Raw genomic sequence first — 18,084 nt, 5'->3', positions numbered from 1 at the left:
TCCTCGGGTCGTCAGCCGGTCGGGCCGAACCGTTCGGTCCGCACGCGCCGGGTCGGGTGGCCCAGCCCCACCAGCAGGTCGGCCACGGTCTCCACGAATCCGGTGGGGCCGCACACGTAGCACAGCGGCTCCAGGTCGGGCGGCCAGCCGTGGCTGTTCACGTCGGCCAGGCCGATCCGGTGCGGCTCGCCGCGCCAGCCCTCGGGCGCGGACCGGGTGTAGACGTACGCGACGTCGAGGCCCTGGTCGTCGCGGGCGCGGCGGCGCAGCTCGTCGGCGTAGATGACGTCGTCCGGGGTGCGCACCGAGTAGACGAGCCGGAACGGCGTCCTGCTCCCGGCGGCCCGCCGTGCGCGGATCATCGCCATCAGCGGCACCACGCCGGATCCGCCACCGACCAGCAGGACCGGCGCGGTGTCGTCGGTGCGCCAGACGAACCAGCCGCCGACCGGGCCGCGGACCTCCAGCGGGTCGCCCTCGGCGTAGGTGTCGGTCAGGTACGGCGACACCTCGCCGTCGGGCACCCGCTGCACCGTCACCTCGATCCGCTCGCCGTCGGCGGGGCCGGCCAGCGAGTACGACCGGGCGGCCTGGTAGCCGTCCTCGGCGGTCAGGCGCAGGTCGACGTGCTGCCCGGGCAGATGCCCGGGCCAGCCGGGCACGTCCAGCACCAGCGTCTGCGCGGTGGGCGTCTCGATCCGCCGCTCGACCAGCCGGGCGACCCGCCACATCAGCGGCGCGACGCGGCGGCCCTCGGTCTGCGCCGTCACCTCAGTCGCCCTGGTAGCGCTGCTCGCGCCACGGGTCGCCGTAGTCGTGGTAGCCGGCGGTCTCCCAGAAGCCGGGCCGGTCGTCGACGAGCAGCCGGATGCCGTGCACCCACTTCGCCGACTTCCACAGGTACAGGTGCGGCACGAGCAGCCGCGCCGGGCCGCCGTGCTCGGCCGGCAGCGGACCCCCGTCGTACGTGTGCACCACCCAGGCCCGCCCGCCGCGCAGGTCGTCCAGCGGCAGGTTCGTGGTGTAGCCGCCGTACGAGTGGGCCAGCGCGTACCGGGCGCCGGTGTCGACGCCGTCGAGCAGCGTGTCCAGGGAGACGCCCTGCCAGGTGGTGCCGAGCTTGGACCAGCGGGTGACGCAGTGCAGGTCAACGGTCGGGGTGTCCTGCGGCAGGCCCATCAGCTCGTCCCAGGACCAGCGGTACTCCGCGCCGGTCTCGCTGGTCAGCACGAACTCCCAGGTGTCGAGGGAGACACGTGGCGTCGGGCCGGCGGAGAGCACCGGGAAGTCCTCGGTGAGGTACTGCCCCGGCGGCAGGTCGGGTGCGGACGAACGGGGCCGGCCCTGGAAGCCGGGCGAGACGATTCCCACCCGTCAGTCGTACCACCGCCGGTCGCGCCGGGGCAGGGGTTCCCACCGAGTCAGGCGGAACCTCCGCCCTGCACCTCGTGCACGACCGTGCGCTTGCCGTCGCCGCTGTTGCGGGTGGCCCGCAGGCTGGTGATGGTGACGATCACCAGGACGCCGATGATCACGCCGAGCGAGGCGAGCGTCGGGATCTCCGGTACGCCCTTCCAGATGCCGTGCGCCCAGTGCAGGCCGAGCTTGACGCCGATGAACGCCAGGATGGCGGCCAGGCCGTAGCTGAGGTGCACGAGCCGGCTCAGCGCGGCGTGCAGCACGAAGTAGAGCGCCCGCAGGCCCAGCAGCGCGAAGGCGTTGGTGGCGAAGACCAGGTACGGGTCCTCGGTGATGCCGTAGACGGCGGGCACCGAGTCGACGGCGAACACGATGTCCGTGGCCAGCACGGCGACCACGACCAGCGCGAACGGGGTGAGCGCCCGCCGGCCGGCCTGCCGGATCGTCATCCGGGTGCCGTGGTAGTCGTCGACCACCGGCATGAACTTGCGCAGCAGCCGTACCGACCGCATCTTGTTGATGTCGACCTCCTGCTCGTGCCCGGAGAGGGCGTCGCGCAGCAGCTTGACCGCGGTGGCGATCAGGATGAGCGCGAACAGCAGGAAGGCGAAGTCGAGCGTCTGGAGCGCGGCGGCGCCGAGCGCGATGAACACACCGCGCAGCACCAGGGCGCCGGCGATGCCGTAGAGCAGCACCCGCTGGGCCAGCACGGCGGGCACCGCGAACGCGGCCAGCAGCAGCATGAAGACGAACAGGTTGTCGACCGAGAGGGACTTCTCGACCAGGTAACCGGTGAGGTACTCGATGCCCTGCTGGCTGCCGTAGCGGGACCAGATCCACGCGCCGAAGGCCAGCGGCAGGGCGATGTAGAAGGCCGACCAGCCCAGCGCCTCACGGATCGAGACCTCGTGCGGCTTTCTGGTCACCAGGAAGTCGAGCACCAGCAGGACGAGCACGCCGACGATCGTCACGGCCCACAGCGTGGGCGTGCCGACCGACGACAACCCGGCCGCGGCCAGGGGCGACAATTCGGGCATGGAGCCTCCTCGAACACCGTGTCATGTTCGAGGTCTCCTTCACCCACGTTTTCGTGGGCAACCACCCGGGGCTCGCCTCGGCGGCTTGCCGTACTGACCGGAATGATTCGTGGGAAGTACTCCCCTCGCCTGGACAAGGCTAGGTCACCGCCGGACCGGACGCCAAGTCGGGACACGGTTGATTGCCCTGGTCAACCGCTGTGCGGCGGCGGAGGGCATGGCGCCGGCTCACCCCGGCCCCTATGGTGACGCGGGTGACCAACCAGGGACCACTGACCGGCGTACGGGTGATCGAGCTGGCCGGCATCGGCCCCGGTCCGTTCGCGGCGATGATGCTGGCCGACCTCGGCGCCGACGTGGTACGCGTCGACCGGCCCGGCGGCGGCGGGTTCGGCGCCTTCCCCGGCGACCTGCTGAACCGCAACCGCCGCTCGATCGCTGTGGACCTGAAGCAGCCCGAGGGGCGTGACCTGGTGCTCGCCCTGGCCGCCGGCGCGGACGCGCTGGTCGAGGGCTTCCGGCCCGGGGTGACCGAACGGCTCGGCCTCGGCCCGGACGACTGCCTCGCCGCCAACCCCCGCCTGGTGTACGGGCGGATGACCGGCTGGGGACAGGACGGGCCGCTGGCACACAGCGCCGGGCACGACATCGACTACCTGGCGCTGACCGGCGCGCTGCACGGCGTGGGCCGGGCCGGGGAACGCCCGGTGCCGCCGATGAACCTGCTCGGCGACTACGGCGGCGGGGGCATGATGCTGGCGCTCGGCGTGGTCGCGGCGCTGTACGCGGTGCGCGGCGGCGCGCCCGGCCAGGTGGTCGACGCGGCCATCGTGGACGGCGTGTCGGTGCTGGCCACCCAGATCCACGCGCTGCGCGGCATCGGCCTGTGGCAGGACCCGCGCGGGGTGAACCTGCTCGACGGCGGCGCGCCGTTCTACGACACGTACGAGTGCGCCGACGGGCGGTACGTCGCGGTGGGCGCGCTGGAGCCGCAGTTCTACGCCGAACTGGTCCGGCTCACCGGCTTCCCGCCGGGCGGCGAGGACGCCGGGGCGGACGGCAGCGCCGCGTACGACGCGCTGGACCGGGACGACCCGGCGAACTGGCCGGCGCTGCGGGCCGCGTGGGCGCGGCTGTTCCGCACCCGGACCCGGGACGAGTGGACGGAACTGCTGGCCGGCACCGACGCCTGCGTGGCGCCGGTGCTCGACTGGGCCGAGGCGCCGGAGCACCCGCACCTGCGTGCGCGGGAGGTGTTCGTGGCGCCGGACGGCGTCACCCAGCCCGCTCCCGCGCCGCGCTTCTCGGCCACCCCGACCTCGGTGCGGCGCCCCCCGCCCTCGCCGGGCGAGCACACCGACGAGGTGCTCGCCGACGCCGGGATCGACGCCGGCCGGATCGCCGCGCTGCGCGCCGCCGGTGTGATCGGCTGACCGCCCGCGAACCGGCTCAGCGGCGGTTCGCCGCGGCCGGGGCGAGTGCCGGTTCGACCATGTCCCGGTAGTCGCGCGGGAACTGGACCACGACCTCCTGGAACTCCCCGCCCCGGATCGCCTCGCGCATCGTGACGAACACCGCGCGTACCGCGTCCCGGGCGGTGTTCTCGTCGCAGTCCGCCCGGCGGGCGACCCGGGCGACGAACTCCGCCGCCCCGAAGCGTTCCGCCGCCTCGTCGCGCGGATACGGACTGAGCAGCCCCTGTAGTGGCTTCGGCAGCTGCGCGGCCAGGTCCAGCACCTCGCCGCCGGTCAGCCGCTCGGCGAACGTCTCCAGCGTGGCCCCGGTGAGCGTGGCGGCCCGGTCCTCGCTGGTGCCGGTGAGCCGGGCGACCCGGCTCACGAAGGTCAGGTAGTGCATCCGTGGTACCCCCTTCGGTGCGCCCACCGCGGCTACCCGCGACGGCGCGCCGGAAACGGCGCCGGCCACCGGCGCGATCACGGCGGCGGGATTTGCGCGCGTGGGGGCGTGAGCGGCGGCGCGACGGGTAACCGCCGCCCGGTCACGACCGCGACTACTGCCACGAGGAGCCCGACCCATGGCGAGTTACACGGATGTCCTTGAGTACCTGTCCGCGCTGGACTACCCGGCCGGCAAGGACGACGTCATCCGCGAGGCGGAACGGGAGGGCGCGCCGCCGGACGTGTTGCGGGCGCTGCGCGCGCTGCCCCCGGTGGACTACGCCAACGGCACCGAGGTGGCCCGCTCGGCCGGCATCGACGCGGCTCCCGAGGTGAGCCCTTCGCAGCGCGCGGCGCAGGCCCGGGTCGACCACCCGCGCGTGTCGCAGCACCTGCGCGGCATCTGAGCACGGCCGCGGGCCGGCGGGCGACACGGCCGCCGGCCTCTGCGCGTGCCGAGACGAGCCCGGCGTGCGATCGTCGCGGGTGGGCGGTCGTGCGCACTCCCGTGTGGGCGGTCGGCATGCCCGGACAGGCGAGCGCCCCGGGTCACGAACCGCGACCTGGGGCGCCACGCAGCACCTGTCCTGCGCGGTTCACGCCCGAACCGGGTCGCGACCGCGCAGCGGTGAGATGTTCGCCCGAACCGGGCGGGCATCGCTGCCACGATCATCATACGACGCGGCATCAGCCGAACGGGTGAGAATCGCGGAAGTGTGTCCGGGCGCACGCGTGCGCTCAGGCGGTCACCTCGGCGTACCGCCGCTCCAGGTCCACTCGCGCCAGCGCTCCGACCAGCCACGACAGTTGCTCCGACTCGCCACTGCCGGTCAGTCCGGCGAGGTCGCGGGCGGTGCGGCCCAGCCCGAGCCGCCGGGCCGCCGCGAGCGCCCGCCGGTCGGCCACCGGCGCCGCCTCGCGCCACAGCGCCTGCGCCTCACGCAGGAACAGGTCGCACACCTCGTCGTCCACTCCGGGCAGCGCGGTCAGCAGCCGCCGTTCCCCGGCCGGGTCCTGGTGCGCGGCGGTCCGCAGCCGGCGCAGGTCGCCCCGGTACGTCTCGACGACCGTGCGGGCCAGGTCGCCGAGGGTGTCGGCGATCCCGGCCAGGTCACCGCGCAGCCCGGCGGCGCGCAGCACGCGTACCCGGTCCTCGTGCCGGGAGCGGGCCATCCGGGCCGCGGTGTCCCAGCCGGCGTCGCGCAGCGCGGTGGCCGCGTCGACGGCCCGGTGGAAGTCGCCCCGGCGGGCCAGCAGGACGGCCAGGTACAGCACCTGGAACAGCTGGGCCGGGTTGTTGGTCACCCGGAACCCGAAGCACTCGGCGAACCCGCGGCCGTCTCCGGCGAGCCGGCGGGCGAGCCGCTTCTTGTCCGCGACGTCGCGCGGGGCGGTCTTTGTCGGCATGCCGCCGTCTACCCCGGCGACGGCGCGGCATTCGGGTACGGCGGTCAGCCGCGTACGTCGCCGCCGCGGTCGCGGGCCTTGAGCCGGGTGGTGGGCAGCGCGGGCGCGGGCAGCGGTGGTGCCGCGTCGTCGGCGACCACACCGAAGCGGCGGCCGGCCATCCAGTCCTCCCGGGCGGCCACCACCTCCTCGTGCGAGCGGCCGACGAAGTTCCACCACATCACCAGCGGCTCCTCGAACGGGGTGCCGCCGAGCAGCAGCAGGCGCGTGCCCGGCTCGGCGCGCAGGGTCAGCGCGCTCCGCCCGAGGCCCAGGTAGAGCAGCGCGCCGGGGGCCAGCGCCGTGCCGTCGCAATCGGCGGCGCCGGACATGGCCAGCAGCCCGTACTCGAAGTCCGGACGCAGCGGCAGCGTGGCCGGCGCCGGGCCGCGGACCTCGATCTGCGCGCCGACCAGCGGGGTGTGCACGACCGCGGGCGAGCGTTCCCCGCCGAGGTCGCCGACGAGCAGCGTGACGTCCAGGTCGCCGTCGCGGAAACGGGGCAGGTCGGCGTGGTGGGCGAAGTCCGGGTCACCGGCCCGCGCCGGGTCGGGCAGCGCCACCCACAGCTGCACGCCGTGCATCAGCGGCGGGTGCACCAGCGGGGAACGCTCGGAGTGGGCGATGCCCCGCCCGGAGGTCATCACGTTGAGCTGGCCCGGGCGGATGGGCTGGACGTTGCCGAGGCTGTCGCGGTGCAGGATCTCCCCGTCGAGCAGCCAGGTGACGGTCTGGAGCCCGGTGTGCGGATGCGGCGGCACCTCCATGCCGGGCCGGTCGGCCACGTCGTCGGGCCCGAAGTGGTCGACGAAGCACCAGGCGCCGACCATCCGGCGCTGCCGCTGCGGCAGCAGCCGGCGCACAGTGGTGTAGCGGCCGAGCGGAACGTCGTGGCCGGGCAGCAGCACGCTGCCCGGGTCGGTCGGGCCGACGCCCGGTGGGAGCGTCTGCGCGGGCAGGGATTCGGTGCGGTCCACCGCCCGACTCTACGCTCACTCCGCGGTGACGCTCACCGCGTTCGCGCCCCCGACCAGGTCGAGGTAGAGCCGGTCGGCGGCCCGGTCCCAGCCCGGCGAGCTGACCAGGTCACCGGCGGCGATCCCGCCGCGCCGCTCGTCGTACAGGGTCAGGGAGCCGGCGCCGGAGGCCACCCGCACCCGGGCCGGCGGCCCGCCGGGCACGGTGACTGTGAGTTCGCTGACCCCGCCGGTCATCCGGACGGTGAGCGAACCGTCGATGCGCGGCAGCAGCAGCCGGGTACGCGACGCGCCGCCGACCAGGTCGACCCCGGCGAGCCGGGCCTCGCCCAGGTCGAGGCGCTGCTCGCTGACGCCGCCGATCAGCCGCAGCCGCCAGGTGACCCGGGAGTTGAGCACCACCTCGACGGCGGACGGGCCGGGGCGGCCGTTCTCCTCCACCCGCAGCCGGACCCGGTCGCCCACGAGCTGCGGGCGCGGCGTCACACCCGAGCCGTCCGGCGCGCCGATCCGGTAGAGGTCGTCGCCGAGGTCGGCGGCCCGCAGCGTGAACCGGGTCAGCCCGTCGACCAGCTCGAACTGGGCGCGCTGCCGGTCGCCGCGGGGTGCGGCGACGGTCTCGGCGCCGGCCACCTCGGCGGCGCCCGCCGCGCCGGAGCCGCCGTTCCCGGTGACCGGTGACGCCGGCGCGCCGCCGGAGAAGACCACGCCGAGGCGGGCCGGGTTGGACAGCGTCACCGCCACCGCCACGACCCCGAGCACCACCACCAGCACCGCGGCGGCGGCCAGCAGCCGGGCTCCGCCGGACCAGCGGGGCCGGGCCAGGTCGGGGTCGTCCTCGGATGCGGTCATGGTCGTCCCCTCTCGCCGGTCCCCACCGGGTCATACGTCCGCGTCGGCGTCCCGGTTCATTCCCACTCCGGTACGCGAACGCACCTTGTCGGCGCACGCGGCCAGCACGGCGTGCGCGTCCAGGCCGAGACTCTCGATGGCGACCAGGGCGGTGAACGCCACGTCGGCAAGTTCGGCGGCGACCTCCTCGCGGGTGTGCGTCACGCCCTTGCGCGGGTTCTGCCCGAGTAGGCCGATCCAGGCCGCGGCGACCTCGCCGGCCTCTTCGCCGATCTTGAGGATGCGGCAGGTCAGTTCGGTGTCGCCGCGGCCGTTCGCGGCGTCGAGCCAGGCGCGCGCGTCGCGCGCGGTCGTCCAGATGGTGGCGTCCACGCGGACCAGTGAACCCCACCCCGTGCACCGTTCGTATCCTGGGGCGACGCAGGCCAGGGGGCCTGTGCTCCAGGCGAGAGGAGGTGCCCGTGATGCCGGAGACCGTCGAGTCGGTGTTCGCCGGCGTGGTCGCCCGGAACCCGGGAGAGCCCGAGTTCCACCAGGCGGTCCGCGAGGTGCTGGAGAGCATCGGTCCGGCTCTGGCCCGGCATCCGGAGTACGCCGAGGTGGTCGAGCGCGTCTGCGAGCCGGAGCGGCAGGTCATCTTCCGCGTGCCGTGGGAGGACGACCAGGGCCGGGTACGGGTGAACCGCGGCTTCCGGGTGGAGTTCAACAGCGCGCTCGGCCCGTTCAAGGGCGGCCTGCGCTTCCACCCCTCGGTCTACCTGGGCATCGTGAAGTTCCTCGGCTTCGAGCAGATCTTCAAGAACGCGCTGACCGGGCTGTCCATCGGCGGCGGAAAGGGCGGTGCCGACTTCGACCCGAAGGGCCGCTCCGACCGCGAGGTGATGCGGTTCTGCCAGAGCTTCATGACCGAGCTGTACCGGCACATCGGCCCGCAGACCGACGTGCCGGCCGGTGACATCGGGGTGGGCGGCCGGGAGATCGGCTACCTGTTCGGGCAGTACAAGCGGATCACCAACCGGTACGACGCGGGCGTGCTCACCGGCAAGGGCCTGGCGTACGGGGGCGCGCAGGTGCGCCGGGAGGCGACCGGGTACGGGGCGGTGTTCTTCGCCGACGAGATGCTCCGGCAGGCCGGTGACAGCCTGGAGGGCAAGCGGGTGGTGGTGTCCGGCTCGGGCAACGTGGCCATCTACGCGATCGAGAAGGTGCACCAGCTCGGCGGCACCGTGGTGGCGTGCTCCGACTCGAGCGGCTACGTGGTCGACGAGAAGGGCATCGACCTGGCGTTGCTGCGCGAGCTGAAGGAGCAGCGCCGGGGCCGGCTGGCCGAGTACGCGGAGCACGCGCGCAACGCGGTGGCGGTCCCGGACCGCAACGTGTGGGAGGTGCCCTGCGACCTGGCCCTGCCCTGCGCCACGCAGAACGAGATCGGCGGCGCGGAGGCGGCCGCGTTGGTCGCCGGCGGCTGCGTCGCGGTGGTGGAGGGGGCGAACATGCCCACCACGCCGGAGGCGGTGCGGATCCTCGGCCGGGCCGGGGTGCGGTTCGCCCCGGGCAAGGCCGCCAACGCCGGCGGGGTGGCGGTGAGCGGGCTGGAGATGCAGCAGAACGCCAGCCGCGACACGTGGACGTTCGGCGAGTCGGAGCAGCGGCTGCGCGAGATCATGCGGGACGTGCACGACAGGTGCTGGGCGACCGCCGAGGAGTTCGGCCTGCCCGGCGACTACGTGGCCGGGGCGAACATCCAGGGGTTCCGGCGGGTGGCCGAGGCGATGCTGGCGCACGGGCTGGTGTGAGCGGTCCGCGGGACGGACGCTGACGGAGCGGTCGGTCAGCGATTGACAGCTCTCGACGCCCGGCCTAGGTTCAGGGCGCTACCGGCCGGTAGGCATCCGTCCCGCGTGGTCACCCCCGTCCCGGGGTGGCACCCGTCCCCGGGGAGCAGCGATGCAGCCCTCACCCGTCCGCCGCCGGCTGCTCGCCGTCGGCGCGGCCCTCGCGCTGACGCTCGGCCTGACCGGCGCGGCGCCCGCCGCCGCCACCGGCCGTGACGACGGCAGCGGCCCGCTGCCCGGCTACACCGTCGTCAACCCGCCGCTGCCGCCGCTCGTCGTCGGTGGGGCCGCCACCACCGTGCGGCAGGGCGTGCACGCGAACGCCGGGTACATCATCGAGGTCCCGGCGCGCTGGAACGGCGACCTGGTCATGTGGGCGCACGGCTACCGCGGTCAGGGCACCGAGCTGTCGCCGGAGCCGCCCGCCTTCGAGCTTCGGCAGCGCCTGGTGGCGCAGGGGTACGCGTGGGCGTCGTCGTCGTACGACCGCAACGGCTACGACGTGCGCTCCGGCGTACGCGGCACGCGCGCCCTGGCCGACCTGTTCAGCCGTACCGTCCGGCGCCCGCACCGGGTGCTCCTGGCCGGTGTGTCGATGGGCGGCCACGTCATCGGCCGGTCGCTGGAGCAGTACCCGGGCTACTACGCCGGGGCGCTGCCGATGTGCGGGGTGCTCGGCGACCAGGAACTGTTCGACTTCTTCCTGGACTACAACCTGGTGGCGCAGGCCCTCGCCGGGGTGCGCGCGTACCCGACGCCGGCCGACTACCTGACTTCGGCGGTGCCCCGGATCCAGGTCACGCTCGGCCTGGCCGGGCTGACCCCGGGCGGCCCGGACACCACCAACGAGCTGGGCAAGCAGTTGCGCGCGGTCACAGTGGAACGCTCCGGCGGGCCGCGGCCGGGCGGCGACGCCGCGTTCGCGGTGTGGAAGGACTTCCTGTTCGGCATCGCCGTCAGCGAGGCGGACGGCTCCCCCGCCCGGCGTCCCGGTCAGCTCGCCACGAACCTGTTCACCCGGTACGCGCCGAACCAGCCGGTGAACCTCGACGCCACGGTGCAGCGGGTCGCGCCGGAGAACCTGCGCCAGCGGCTCTCGCCCGGCCTGACCGAGGTGCCCCGGATCGCCGGGCGGCCCACCGCGCCGGTGCTCAGCCTGCACGGGCTCGGCGACCTGTTCGTGCCGTTCGGGATGGAGCAGGCGTACGCCCGGGACGTGGCCCGGCACGGACGGTCCCGGCTGCTGGTGCAGCGGGCGGTGCGCACCGCGCAGCACTGCGAGTTCAGCCCGGCCGAGGCCGGCGCCGCCTGGGACGACCTGGCCCGGTGGGTCCGCACCGGCAAGCGCCCGGCCGGTGACGCGGTCACCGACCGGCGCGCGGTGGCGGCGCCGGACTTCGGCTGCCGGTTCAGCGACCACGCCGCCCGGGCCGCCGGCGCCGGCACCCGCCCGCTCTACCCGCCGTGCTGAGCCGGCCTCAGTCCTCCGCCCGGCCGTACCAGCCGCCCCGGTAGACGGTGCCCTGCGGGGCCGCCTGCGGCTCCGGCTCGAGCTGCGGCTCCGGCTGCTGCGGCACGTCGCCGGCGGTGCGGCGGGAGCGGCGGACCCGGCTGACCACGAACCAGCAGACACCGGCCAGCACGGCCACGATGACGACCTTCTGGAACGTGCCCGCGTACGCCTCGACCACGTGCCACTGCTCGCCGAGCAGGTAGCCGGCGAGCACGAACGTGGTGTTCCAGATCAGGCTGCCCAGCGCGGTGTAGAGCAGGAAGACCGGCACCGGCATCCGTTCCACCCCGGCCGGGATGGAGATGAGGCTGCGGAAGATCGGAATCATCCGGCCGAAGAACACCGCCTTGACGCCGTGGCGCAGGAACCACGCCTCGGTGCGGTCCACGTCCTCCAGCTTGATCAGCGGCAGCCGCGCGGCCAGCGCACGCATCCGGTCCCGCCCGAGGGCCGCGCCGATGTAGTAGAGCGCCAGCGCGCCCACGATCGACCCGAGCGTGGTCCAGAAGATGGCGCCGGCCAGGCTCATCCTGCCCTGGCTCGCGGTGAAGCCGGCCAGCGGCAGGATCACCTCGCTGGGAATGGGCGGGAACAGGTTCTCCAGGGCCACCGCGAGGCCGGCGCCGGGACCACCGAGCCGTTCCATCAGGCCGGTGACCCAGCCGGCTACTCCGTCGCCGGTCGGTTCCGCGGCCCGCGAGGTGCTCACCCGGGGGACGGTGAGCAGCTGTGCGTTTCCGATCATCGGACCAACGTTACGGGGCGAAGCCGCGGACGACCACGCGTCATGGAAACCATTATCGTGTACGGCATGCGTACGCCGTTGCGGATCGCCGTCGCCCAGCCGCTGACCCGCTCCCACGACGTCGAGGGCAACGCCGTCCGGCACGCCGACGCGGTGCGCGCCGCCGGGGCCCGCGTGGTGGTGTTCCCGGAGATGTCGCTGACCGGGTACGAGCTGACCGCCGCGCCGCTGGACCCGGCCGACCCGAGGCTCGCGCCGCTGCGGGCGGCCTGCGCCGACACCGGGACGCTGGCGCTGGCCGGGGCGCCGGTGCCCGGGCCGCACATCGGGGTCCTCGCGGTCGACGCCGACGGCGTGCGGGTCGCGTACCGGAAGATGTGCCTGGGTGGCGCGGAGCCGCGGCACATGCGACCGGGCCGGGAGCCGGCGGTGCTCGATGTGGACGGCTGGCGGCTGGGCCTGGCCGTGTGCAAGGACACGGGGACGCCGGAACACGCGGCGGCGACTGTGGCGCTCGGCGCGGACGCCTACCTGGCGGGGGTGCTGGAGTCGGCCGAGGACGCGGCGGTGCCCGACGAACGCGCCCGCCGGGTCGCCGCCGCGCACGGCGTGTGGGTGGTGACTGCGAGTTTCGCCGGCTCGACCGGGGGCGGGTACGCGCGCGCCGCGGGCGGTTCCGGGATCTGGTCACCGGCGGGTGAGCCGGTGGTCCGTGCCGGCACCGGCGTCGGCGAGGTGGTGGCCGCCGATCTGCGGTGACCGTCAGCCCTCGTCGGCGCCGCCGCGCAGCCGCTCGTAGCCGTCGATCAGCTTCCGCAACGCGGCGGCGGTGACCGGGTCGATCTTGTCGTCCTCGGCCGCGTCGTCGATCTTCTCGCGCAGGTCCTCGACCCGCTTGTCCCGGTCCTTCGGTTTGCCCCGGTCCAGCTCGCCGGCCTTCTTCCGCAGGTCGTCGGCGGTCTTGCGGTCGATCAGGCCGATCGACTCGGCCCGGTCGAGCAGCTCACCGAACCGGTCGCCGAGCTGACGCAGCGTCACCGGTTCGGATGCCGTCGACGGCGGCGCGGCGCTGGTGGGCTTCGGGGCGGGCGGTTCGGCGGCGCCGGTCGACGGGCCGGCGGTGGGCGCGGCGACCGGCGGGGTGCCGGAGCCGTCGCCCCACACCAGCGAGCCGACCACGGCTAGCAGCAGCACCACGGCGCCGACGACGAGCAGCCCGAGCAGCCGGTTCGACGAGACCGCCGGGCGCGGCGGCGCGACGGGACGTGCCGGCGGGACCGGGCGGGACGCGGCAGCCGGGGACCGCTCGATCAGGGTGGGCGGGTGCGCCTCCGGCGCCACGGTGGGCAGGATCGCGGTCGGCGGGTCCACCGGACGGCCCGCGCCGAGCCGCTCGGCGAGCCGGGCCGCTGTGGGCCGCCGCTGCGGGTCCACGGCGAGGCAGGCCAGGACCAGGTCGCCGACCTCCGGCGGCAGGCCGGGCACCCGCAGCGGCGGCACCGCCGGACGGTTGCGCCGCACGTCCAGCACGTCGTCCCAGCTGCGCACCGGCAGCGGCGCCCGCCCGGTGAGGCTGCGGTACAGCAGGACGCCGAGCGCGTACACGTCGCCGGCCGGGTTCGCCGGGCCGGGGTCGAGGCGTTCCGGGGCGAAGTAGGCGGGGGTGCCCATCAGCAGCGCGCCGGTCTGCCCGGTGACCGGGTGCGGGCCGGCGGGCGCGGCGATGCCGAAGTCGAGCACCTTCGCGCCGGTCTCGGTGAGCATCACGTTGGCCGGCTTGACGTCGCGGTGCACCACGCCGATCCGGTGCGCCGCGGCCAGCGCCCCGGCGACCTGCCCGGCCGTGCGGACCGCGTCCGGCCAGGCCAGCGGCCCGCCGGCCAGCCGGTCGGCGAGCGTCTGCCCCTCCACCAGCTCCATCACCAGGTACGGGACCACGACGCCACTGTCCAGCGTCGCCTCGCCGTAGTCGTACACCTGGGTCACGTGCGGGTGGGTGAGCCGTGCCGCCGCGCGAGCCTCGCGCTGGATGACCGCCCGCAGTTGCGGGTCGGCGGCGAGCTGCCCGGCGAGGGCCTTGACCGCGACGGGCCGGTGCAGCACCTCGTCGTCGGCGCGCCACACCTCGGACATCCCGCCGAGGCCGATGCGTTCGCGCAGGACGTACCGGTCGTGCAGGCGCAGGGCGGGCGTGAACGGCGACATAATTCACCAGGCTGCCATGCGCGGCACCGGCCGCACCAACCCGCGCCCCCGTTTCGTCCCGTTCCGGCGTTCTTGCGCCCGCCGCCGCCCCGGTCAGGCCGGGTACAGCTCGTCGCGCATGCGGGCCAGCAGCTCCGGGGTCCGCTCCGGCGGCGCGGCCTCGACGCACAGCCGTTCCATCGCCTCGGCGTAGAAGTCGAGGTCGTCGCGTTTGTCCAGGTAGATCGCGCTGGTGAGCTGCTCGATGTAGACGATGTCGGGCAGGTCGGCGTCGCCGAAGCGCAGGATGCTGAACGCGCCGCTGGCCGCGGCGTGCCCGCCGGCGGCGAACGGGACGATCTGCAACCGCACGTGCGGGCCGGACGTCGCCTCGATCAGCGCGTCCATTTGCTCCCGCATCACCGCGGCGCCGCCGATCGGGCGGCGCAGCACCGCCTCGTCGAGCACCGCCCACAGCTGCGGCGGGTTCGCGCGCTGCAGCAGCTCCTTGCGCTGCATCCGCAGCTCCACCCGCCGGTCCAGCTCCGCCGCCGACGCGCCGCGGTGGCCGAGGAGGATGACCTCCCGGGCGTACGCGGCGGTCTGCAACAGGCCGGGCACGAACTGCACCTCGTACGTGCGGATCAGCGCGGCGGCCGCCTCCAGGCCCAGGTACGACTGGAACCAGGCGGGCAGCACGTCGCCGTAGCGGTGCCACCAGCCCGGGCTGTTCGCGTCGCGGGCCAGCTTGAGCAGCGCGTCACGGTCCTCGGGCGCGGTGACGCCGTAGAGCGTGAGCAGATCGGCCACGTCGCGCTCCTTGAAGCCGACCCGGCCCAGCTCCATCCGGCTGATCTTCGACTCCGACGAGCGGATCTCCCAGCCGGCGGTCTCCCTGCTGACCCCGGCGCTCTCCCGCAGCCGGCGCAGCTGCCCGCCGAGCAGCATGCGCAGCACTGTCGGACCGCTTGTCGGACCACCCTCGACGGGCACCGTCGCCACCTGACCGCCCTCGCATCCCGACCGCCCCGGCCGGGCACCCTCCCGGACCGACGAGTAAGCATGCCATGAACCGACAGTGAGGTGAACTCCTCCGGACGGACGGAGTCAGTCCCGTGTACGGGACGGCGGGATCAGATGGTCGAAGTCGCCGTCCCGGGCGCCGAGCACGAACGCGGCGATTTCGTCCACTGTGTAGATAAGTGCCGGGCCCTCCGGGTGCCGGGAGTTGCGGACCGCGATGCCGCCACCGCCGGGCAACTCGGCCAGTTCGACGCAGTTGCCGCTGGGGTTGCTGCGGCGGCTCTTCAGCCAGCGCATCGGCGGCAACTCGGTCGCGGGCACGCCGTTCGGGGGTTGCTGCATGGGCGTCCTTCGGGATGAGCCAGCCGAGGCCGCGGGGAGGAGCGGTGGGTGGCGACGTCTGTCGACTGAGGAGTGAGATGCACGTGCATCTGCTATTGCATCTGCAATGGACAGAGAGCATGATAGCGGAAATACGGTGTGCCGGTTCGTTCACGCACGGTGACCCGAGCCCGGCCCCGGGGACGCCGCTCCGCGCGGCTTCGGGACTGCGGTGAGGAGGACGCGTTGGCGGATCCGATGACCATCGCCTCCGGCATCTCCGCGGCGGGCGCGATCGTCTCCGCCTGGCAGTTACGCCGCCGCGCGCTGCGCGCCGAAGCCGAGATCGAGCTGCTGCAGGCCGAGCTGGCCGCCGAGCGGCACGCCGCCAGCCACGACCCGCTCACCGGGCTGCCCAACCGCCGGGCGTTCTTCCGGCTCGCCGCCGCACTGCTCACCGACCCGGCCGGTCAGCCACTCGTCGCGGTCGTGCTCGACCTGGACAACTTCAAGCAGGTCAACGACCGCTACGGGCACGCCGCCGGAGACCAGGTGCTGGTCAGCGTGGCGCAGCGGCTCGCCGCGTTCGCCGGCCCCAACCTGGTCGCCCGGCTCGGCGGCGACGAGTTCGCCGGCCTGCTGGCCAGCCCCACAGCCGACCGCCGGTGGATCGAGCACGCCACCCGGCGACTCTGCGAGGCGCTCGCCGCGCCGATCCCGCTGGGCACGCGCAGCATCCAGGTCACCGCCTCGGTCGGGCTCGCGCCGGTGCACTGCCCCACCCAGCTCGCCGACGCGCTCTGCCGCGCCGACGCGGCCATGTACGAGGCGAAGACGCTCGGCCCCGCCCGCCCGGCCCGCCAGCTCGTCGCGGAGTGCTGAGCCGGCACCGCCCGGCTCGTCGAGCGGCGCTGAGCCCGGTTCGTCGCGCGGCGCTCAGCCCGGTTCGTCGCGCGGCGCTCAGCCCGGTCCGGCGGCTCGTCGCGGTGCCGGCCGGGCTCGGTCCGGCCGGTCAGCGCCAGCCGTAGCCGGCGCGCAACGCCTGCCCGACCCGGTCGAACCGCGGCCGGTCCAGCACCGCACCCTCGCGGCGGATGCTGTCCTCGCGCATGGTGAGCACCCGGTCCAGGCGTACCCAGCTCGGCCGGTTGTCCCGGTCCCACTCCCCCGGGCCGAGCGCCAGCCAGTGCCGCTGACCGTCCCGGTCGCTCTGGCTGGACAGCATCAGCCCGAACAGCGTCCGGCTGTGCCGGCCCACCACCAGCACCGGACGGTCCTTGCCCTGACGCGGGTCGTCCTCGTACGGCACCCAGGTCCAGACGATCTCGCCCGGGTCGGCGTGGCCGTCCGGCTCCGGGGCGTACGACAGCTCGCGGCGCTGCAACGCGTTGACCTGGCGGCGGCGCGCGACCTGGGCCGGGATCGGCCCGCCGGAGCGGACGGGGGCGGGCACGACCCGGGTGATCCGGCCGAGCTTCGACGCCACGTTCTTCAACAGACCTGCCACGGCGGGCAGCCTATCGGCCGGAGTGCACGGTCGATGGAATCGGGTCGCCGGTCCGGCTACGCGGTGCCATCATGCCCCGGTGACAGTGCCCCGCCACCAGATCCGCGCCGCGTTCACCGACACGTCGGTCACCGTCTACCAGGCGTACCCGCCGGAGATCGCCGACCCGGCACTGCGCGCGGGCCGGTTCGTGCCGCCGTTCAAGCGGGAGCGGATGACCTGGATCAAGCCGTCGTTCCGCTGGATGATGTATCGCTGCGGCTGGGCCCTCAAGCCGGGCCAGGAACGGGTGCTGGCGGTCGACATCAGCCGGGCCGGCTTCGAGTGGGCCCTGCGGCACGCCTGCCTCAGCAGCTACGACCCGCGCCTGCACCCGGACCGGGAGGCGTGGCGGCACCACCTGCGGGTCAGCCCGGTGCGGGTCCAGTGGGATCCGGAACGCTCGCTGCGGCTGGCGCCACTGTCGTACCGCTCGTTGCAGGTCGGGCTGACCGGCGACGCGGTACGCCGATACGTCGACGAGTGGGTCCTCGGGCTCACCGACGTCACCGGGCTGGCCCGGTCGGTGCACGGTCGCCTCACCGACGGCGACGAGGCCGGGGCGTCGGCGCTGCTGCCGGTGGAGCGCCCGTACCCGCTGCCGGCCGAGGTGGCCCGGATCGTCGACGCGGGCTGAGCGGGTGCGGTGCCGCACCGGGCTCGCCGTCGTCGCGTTGCGCCCGCGCCGTGATGTCAATAAGGGGCCCCTCTACTACCGGAGGCGTTAAGAGGGGCCCTTCCTTACGCTGGGGGCGTGCAGCTACCCGACGATCTGCCGCTGTTCGAGCGCAGCGCAGTGCGGCTGGTGGTGCTCGACGCCGCCGACCGCCTGCTGCTGTTCCACACCCGCGACCCGGACCACCCGGACCTCGGCGTGTGGTGGGAGCTACCCGGCGGCGGGCTGGACCCGGGCGAGACGTACCGGGAGGCGGCCGTCCGCGAACTGCGCGAGGAGACAGGCATCGCCATCGGCCCGGACGAGGTCGGCGCGCCGACGTGGCGGCGGCGGGCCAGCTTCCGGCACCGGCAGCGCCGCCACCTCCAGGACGAGGTGATCGTGGCGGTACGGCTGCCCGGCCCCGGACCGGACGTGGACGAGGCGCTGCGGCTGGACTACGAGGTGGAGGACTACTTCGGGTTCCGCTGGTGGCCGCTGGCCGAGGTGCTCGCCGAGCGGCCGCGCTGCTATCCCGGGCGGCTGCCCGAACTGCTGCCCGCGTTCCTGGCCGGCGAGGAGATCGACGAGCCGTTCGAGCTGTGGTCCTGACCGGCGGCGTGCCGCCGGGCG

The 18,084-nt window shown here is 74.5% G+C and carries 21 protein-coding genes; 8 read left to right on the top strand and 13 right to left on the bottom strand.

Features of this window, described 5'->3' with window-relative positions:
- Positions 1 to 11: 11 nt before the first annotated feature.
- From ACN27D_RS30160 to ACN27D_RS30150, 3 genes are read right to left on the bottom strand one after another with little or no spacing between them, the layout of a single operon-like run.
- Complete coding sequence (locus ACN27D_RS30160) at positions 12 to 770, bottom strand: ferredoxin reductase (protein ID WP_121685640.1); 759 nt, start codon at positions 768 to 770, stop codon at positions 12 to 14.
- Position 771: 1 nt separating this feature from the next.
- Complete coding sequence (locus ACN27D_RS30155; RefSeq protein WP_302907005.1) at positions 772 to 1,371, bottom strand: sulfite oxidase-like oxidoreductase; 600 nt, start codon at positions 1,369 to 1,371, stop codon at positions 772 to 774.
- 50 nt (positions 1,372 to 1,421) lie between these two features.
- Complete coding sequence (locus ACN27D_RS30150; RefSeq protein WP_355509301.1) at positions 1,422 to 2,456, bottom strand: TerC/Alx family metal homeostasis membrane protein; 1,035 nt, start codon at positions 2,454 to 2,456, stop codon at positions 1,422 to 1,424.
- A 242-nt stretch (positions 2,457 to 2,698) separates the two neighbouring features.
- Here ACN27D_RS30150 and ACN27D_RS30145 point away from each other — a divergent pair, with 242 nt between their 5' ends.
- Positions 2,699 to 3,889 (top strand): CaiB/BaiF CoA transferase family protein, encoded by a 1,191-nt coding sequence (locus ACN27D_RS30145; RefSeq protein ID WP_421500624.1) that lies wholly within the window; start codon positions 2,699 to 2,701, stop codon positions 3,887 to 3,889.
- A gap of 16 nt (positions 3,890 to 3,905) precedes the next feature.
- Here ACN27D_RS30145 and ACN27D_RS30140 read toward each other — a convergent pair whose 3' ends face one another.
- Complete coding sequence (locus ACN27D_RS30140; RefSeq protein ID WP_120570183.1) at positions 3,906 to 4,313, bottom strand: DUF2267 domain-containing protein; 408 nt, start codon at positions 4,311 to 4,313, stop codon at positions 3,906 to 3,908.
- A gap of 178 nt (positions 4,314 to 4,491) precedes the next feature.
- Here ACN27D_RS30140 and ACN27D_RS30135 point away from each other — a divergent pair, with 178 nt between their 5' ends.
- Positions 4,492 to 4,761 carry a DUF2795 domain-containing protein gene (locus ACN27D_RS30135; protein ID WP_091427162.1) on the top strand — a complete coding sequence of 90 codons (270 nt, stop codon included), beginning with the start codon at positions 4,492 to 4,494 and terminating at the stop codon, positions 4,759 to 4,761.
- A 331-nt stretch (positions 4,762 to 5,092) separates the two neighbouring features.
- On the opposite strand, the gene ACN27D_RS30130 is transcribed toward ACN27D_RS30135, so the two are convergent.
- The 4 genes from ACN27D_RS30130 to ACN27D_RS30115 are packed head-to-tail and all read right to left on the bottom strand — an operon-like array spanning position 5,093 to position 8,001.
- Complete coding sequence (locus ACN27D_RS30130) at positions 5,093 to 5,761, bottom strand: hypothetical protein (protein WP_421500623.1); 669 nt, start codon at positions 5,759 to 5,761, stop codon at positions 5,093 to 5,095.
- Positions 5,762 to 5,805: 44 nt separating this feature from the next.
- Positions 5,806 to 6,777 carry a pirin family protein gene (locus tag ACN27D_RS30125; protein WP_358173197.1) on the bottom strand — a complete coding sequence of 324 codons (972 nt, stop codon included), beginning with the start codon at positions 6,775 to 6,777 and terminating at the stop codon, positions 5,806 to 5,808.
- Between the two features lie 15 nt (positions 6,778 to 6,792).
- Positions 6,793 to 7,629 (bottom strand): hypothetical protein, encoded by an 837-nt coding sequence (locus ACN27D_RS30120; protein ID WP_121685645.1) that lies wholly within the window; start codon positions 7,627 to 7,629, stop codon positions 6,793 to 6,795.
- A gap of 30 nt (positions 7,630 to 7,659) precedes the next feature.
- Positions 7,660 to 8,001, bottom strand: a complete 342-nt coding sequence (locus tag ACN27D_RS30115; RefSeq protein WP_120570187.1) for a MazG-like family protein — start codon at positions 7,999 to 8,001, stop codon at positions 7,660 to 7,662.
- A gap of 92 nt (positions 8,002 to 8,093) precedes the next feature.
- On the opposite strand from ACN27D_RS30115, the gene gdhA reads away from it, so the two are divergent.
- Positions 8,094 to 9,425 (top strand): NADP-specific glutamate dehydrogenase, encoded by a 1,332-nt coding sequence (gdhA, locus tag ACN27D_RS30110; protein WP_121685649.1) that lies wholly within the window; start codon positions 8,094 to 8,096, stop codon positions 9,423 to 9,425.
- Between the two features lie 151 nt (positions 9,426 to 9,576).
- The gene (locus ACN27D_RS30105; RefSeq protein WP_364808522.1) at positions 9,577 to 10,935 is read left to right on the top strand and encodes an alpha/beta hydrolase family protein; all 1,359 of its coding nucleotides are present in this window, start codon (positions 9,577 to 9,579) and stop codon (positions 10,933 to 10,935) included.
- 7 nt (positions 10,936 to 10,942) lie between these two features.
- On the opposite strand, the gene ACN27D_RS30100 is transcribed toward ACN27D_RS30105, so the two are convergent.
- Entirely contained in the window at positions 10,943 to 11,722 is a 780-nt protein-coding gene (locus ACN27D_RS30100) for a DedA family protein (protein WP_120570190.1), read from the bottom strand.
- 66 nt (positions 11,723 to 11,788) lie between these two features.
- Between ACN27D_RS30100 and ACN27D_RS30095 the strand changes: the two genes are divergently transcribed.
- Positions 11,789 to 12,481, top strand: a complete 693-nt coding sequence (locus ACN27D_RS30095; RefSeq protein WP_121685648.1) for a carbon-nitrogen hydrolase family protein — start codon at positions 11,789 to 11,791, stop codon at positions 12,479 to 12,481.
- A 3-nt stretch (positions 12,482 to 12,484) separates the two neighbouring features.
- Here the strand turns inward: ACN27D_RS30095 and ACN27D_RS30090 are convergent, their stop codons facing one another.
- From ACN27D_RS30090 to ACN27D_RS30080, 3 genes are all read right to left on the bottom strand, one after another.
- Positions 12,485 to 13,927 (bottom strand): protein kinase domain-containing protein, encoded by a 1,443-nt coding sequence (locus ACN27D_RS30090; RefSeq protein ID WP_421500622.1) that lies wholly within the window; start codon positions 13,925 to 13,927, stop codon positions 12,485 to 12,487.
- 93 nt (positions 13,928 to 14,020) lie between these two features.
- Complete coding sequence (locus ACN27D_RS30085; RefSeq protein ID WP_350815669.1) at positions 14,021 to 14,908, bottom strand: helix-turn-helix domain-containing protein; 888 nt, start codon at positions 14,906 to 14,908, stop codon at positions 14,021 to 14,023.
- Between the two features lie 105 nt (positions 14,909 to 15,013).
- Complete coding sequence (locus ACN27D_RS30080; RefSeq protein WP_120570193.1) at positions 15,014 to 15,271, bottom strand: DUF397 domain-containing protein; 258 nt, start codon at positions 15,269 to 15,271, stop codon at positions 15,014 to 15,016.
- Between the two features lie 225 nt (positions 15,272 to 15,496).
- Here ACN27D_RS30080 and ACN27D_RS30075 point away from each other — a divergent pair, with 225 nt between their 5' ends.
- Positions 15,497 to 16,132: a GGDEF domain-containing protein gene (locus ACN27D_RS30075; protein ID WP_120570194.1), complete on the top strand. Its 636-nt coding sequence runs from the start codon at positions 15,497 to 15,499 to the stop codon at positions 16,130 to 16,132.
- A 130-nt stretch (positions 16,133 to 16,262) separates the two neighbouring features.
- On the opposite strand, the gene ACN27D_RS30070 is transcribed toward ACN27D_RS30075, so the two are convergent.
- A complete protein-coding gene (locus tag ACN27D_RS30070; protein ID WP_421500621.1) occupies positions 16,263 to 16,757 on the bottom strand; it encodes a type II toxin-antitoxin system PemK/MazF family toxin in 495 nt (164 codons plus the stop codon).
- Between the two features lie 79 nt (positions 16,758 to 16,836).
- Between ACN27D_RS30070 and ACN27D_RS30065 the strand changes: the two genes are divergently transcribed.
- A complete protein-coding gene (locus ACN27D_RS30065; protein ID WP_120570196.1) occupies positions 16,837 to 17,433 on the top strand; it encodes a DUF4291 domain-containing protein in 597 nt (198 codons plus the stop codon).
- A 117-nt stretch (positions 17,434 to 17,550) separates the two neighbouring features.
- On the top strand, positions 17,551 to 18,063 hold the full coding sequence (locus ACN27D_RS30060; RefSeq protein WP_121683561.1) for an NUDIX hydrolase: 513 nt from the start codon (positions 17,551 to 17,553) through the stop codon (positions 18,061 to 18,063).
- Positions 18,064 to 18,084: the final 21 nt, after the last annotated feature.

Origin of the sequence: Micromonospora sp. WMMD1274 (assembly GCF_049179035.1) — a bacterium.
GTDB lineage: Bacteria > Actinomycetota > Actinomycetes > Mycobacteriales > Micromonosporaceae > Micromonospora > Micromonospora tulbaghiae.
Note: the sequence above shows the minus strand (reverse complement) of the source record. Positions and strands in the feature narration are given on the sequence as shown.

What these genes read in the sequence shown, in the direction of transcription:
- ACN27D_RS30150 (WP_355509301.1), bottom strand. Translation starts at nt 2,456, where the DNA reads ATGCCCGAATTGTCGCCCCTGGCCGCGGCCGGGTTGTCGTCGGTCGGC.
- ACN27D_RS30145 (WP_421500624.1), top strand. Translation starts at nt 2,699, where the DNA reads ATGGTGACGCGGGTGACCAACCAGGGACCACTGACCGGCGTACGGGTG.
- ACN27D_RS30140 (WP_120570183.1), bottom strand. Translation starts at nt 4,313, where the DNA reads ATGCACTACCTGACCTTCGTGAGCCGGGTCGCCCGGCTCACCGGCACC.
- ACN27D_RS30135 (WP_091427162.1), top strand. Translation starts at nt 4,492, where the DNA reads ATGGCGAGTTACACGGATGTCCTTGAGTACCTGTCCGCGCTGGACTAC.
- ACN27D_RS30130 (WP_421500623.1), bottom strand. Translation starts at nt 5,761, where the DNA reads ATGCCGACAAAGACCGCCCCGCGCGACGTCGCGGACAAGAAGCGGCTC.
- ACN27D_RS30120 (WP_121685645.1), bottom strand. Translation starts at nt 7,629, where the DNA reads ATGACCGCATCCGAGGACGACCCCGACCTGGCCCGGCCCCGCTGGTCC.
- gdhA (WP_121685649.1), top strand. Translation starts at nt 8,094, where the DNA reads ATGCCGGAGACCGTCGAGTCGGTGTTCGCCGGCGTGGTCGCCCGGAAC.
- ACN27D_RS30105 (WP_364808522.1), top strand. Translation starts at nt 9,577, where the DNA reads ATGCAGCCCTCACCCGTCCGCCGCCGGCTGCTCGCCGTCGGCGCGGCC.
- ACN27D_RS30100 (WP_120570190.1), bottom strand. Translation starts at nt 11,722, where the DNA reads ATGATCGGAAACGCACAGCTGCTCACCGTCCCCCGGGTGAGCACCTCG.
- ACN27D_RS30095 (WP_121685648.1), top strand. Translation starts at nt 11,789, where the DNA reads ATGCGTACGCCGTTGCGGATCGCCGTCGCCCAGCCGCTGACCCGCTCC.
- ACN27D_RS30090 (WP_421500622.1), bottom strand. Translation starts at nt 13,927, where the DNA reads ATGTCGCCGTTCACGCCCGCCCTGCGCCTGCACGACCGGTACGTCCTG.
- ACN27D_RS30080 (WP_120570193.1), bottom strand. Translation starts at nt 15,271, where the DNA reads ATGCAGCAACCCCCGAACGGCGTGCCCGCGACCGAGTTGCCGCCGATG.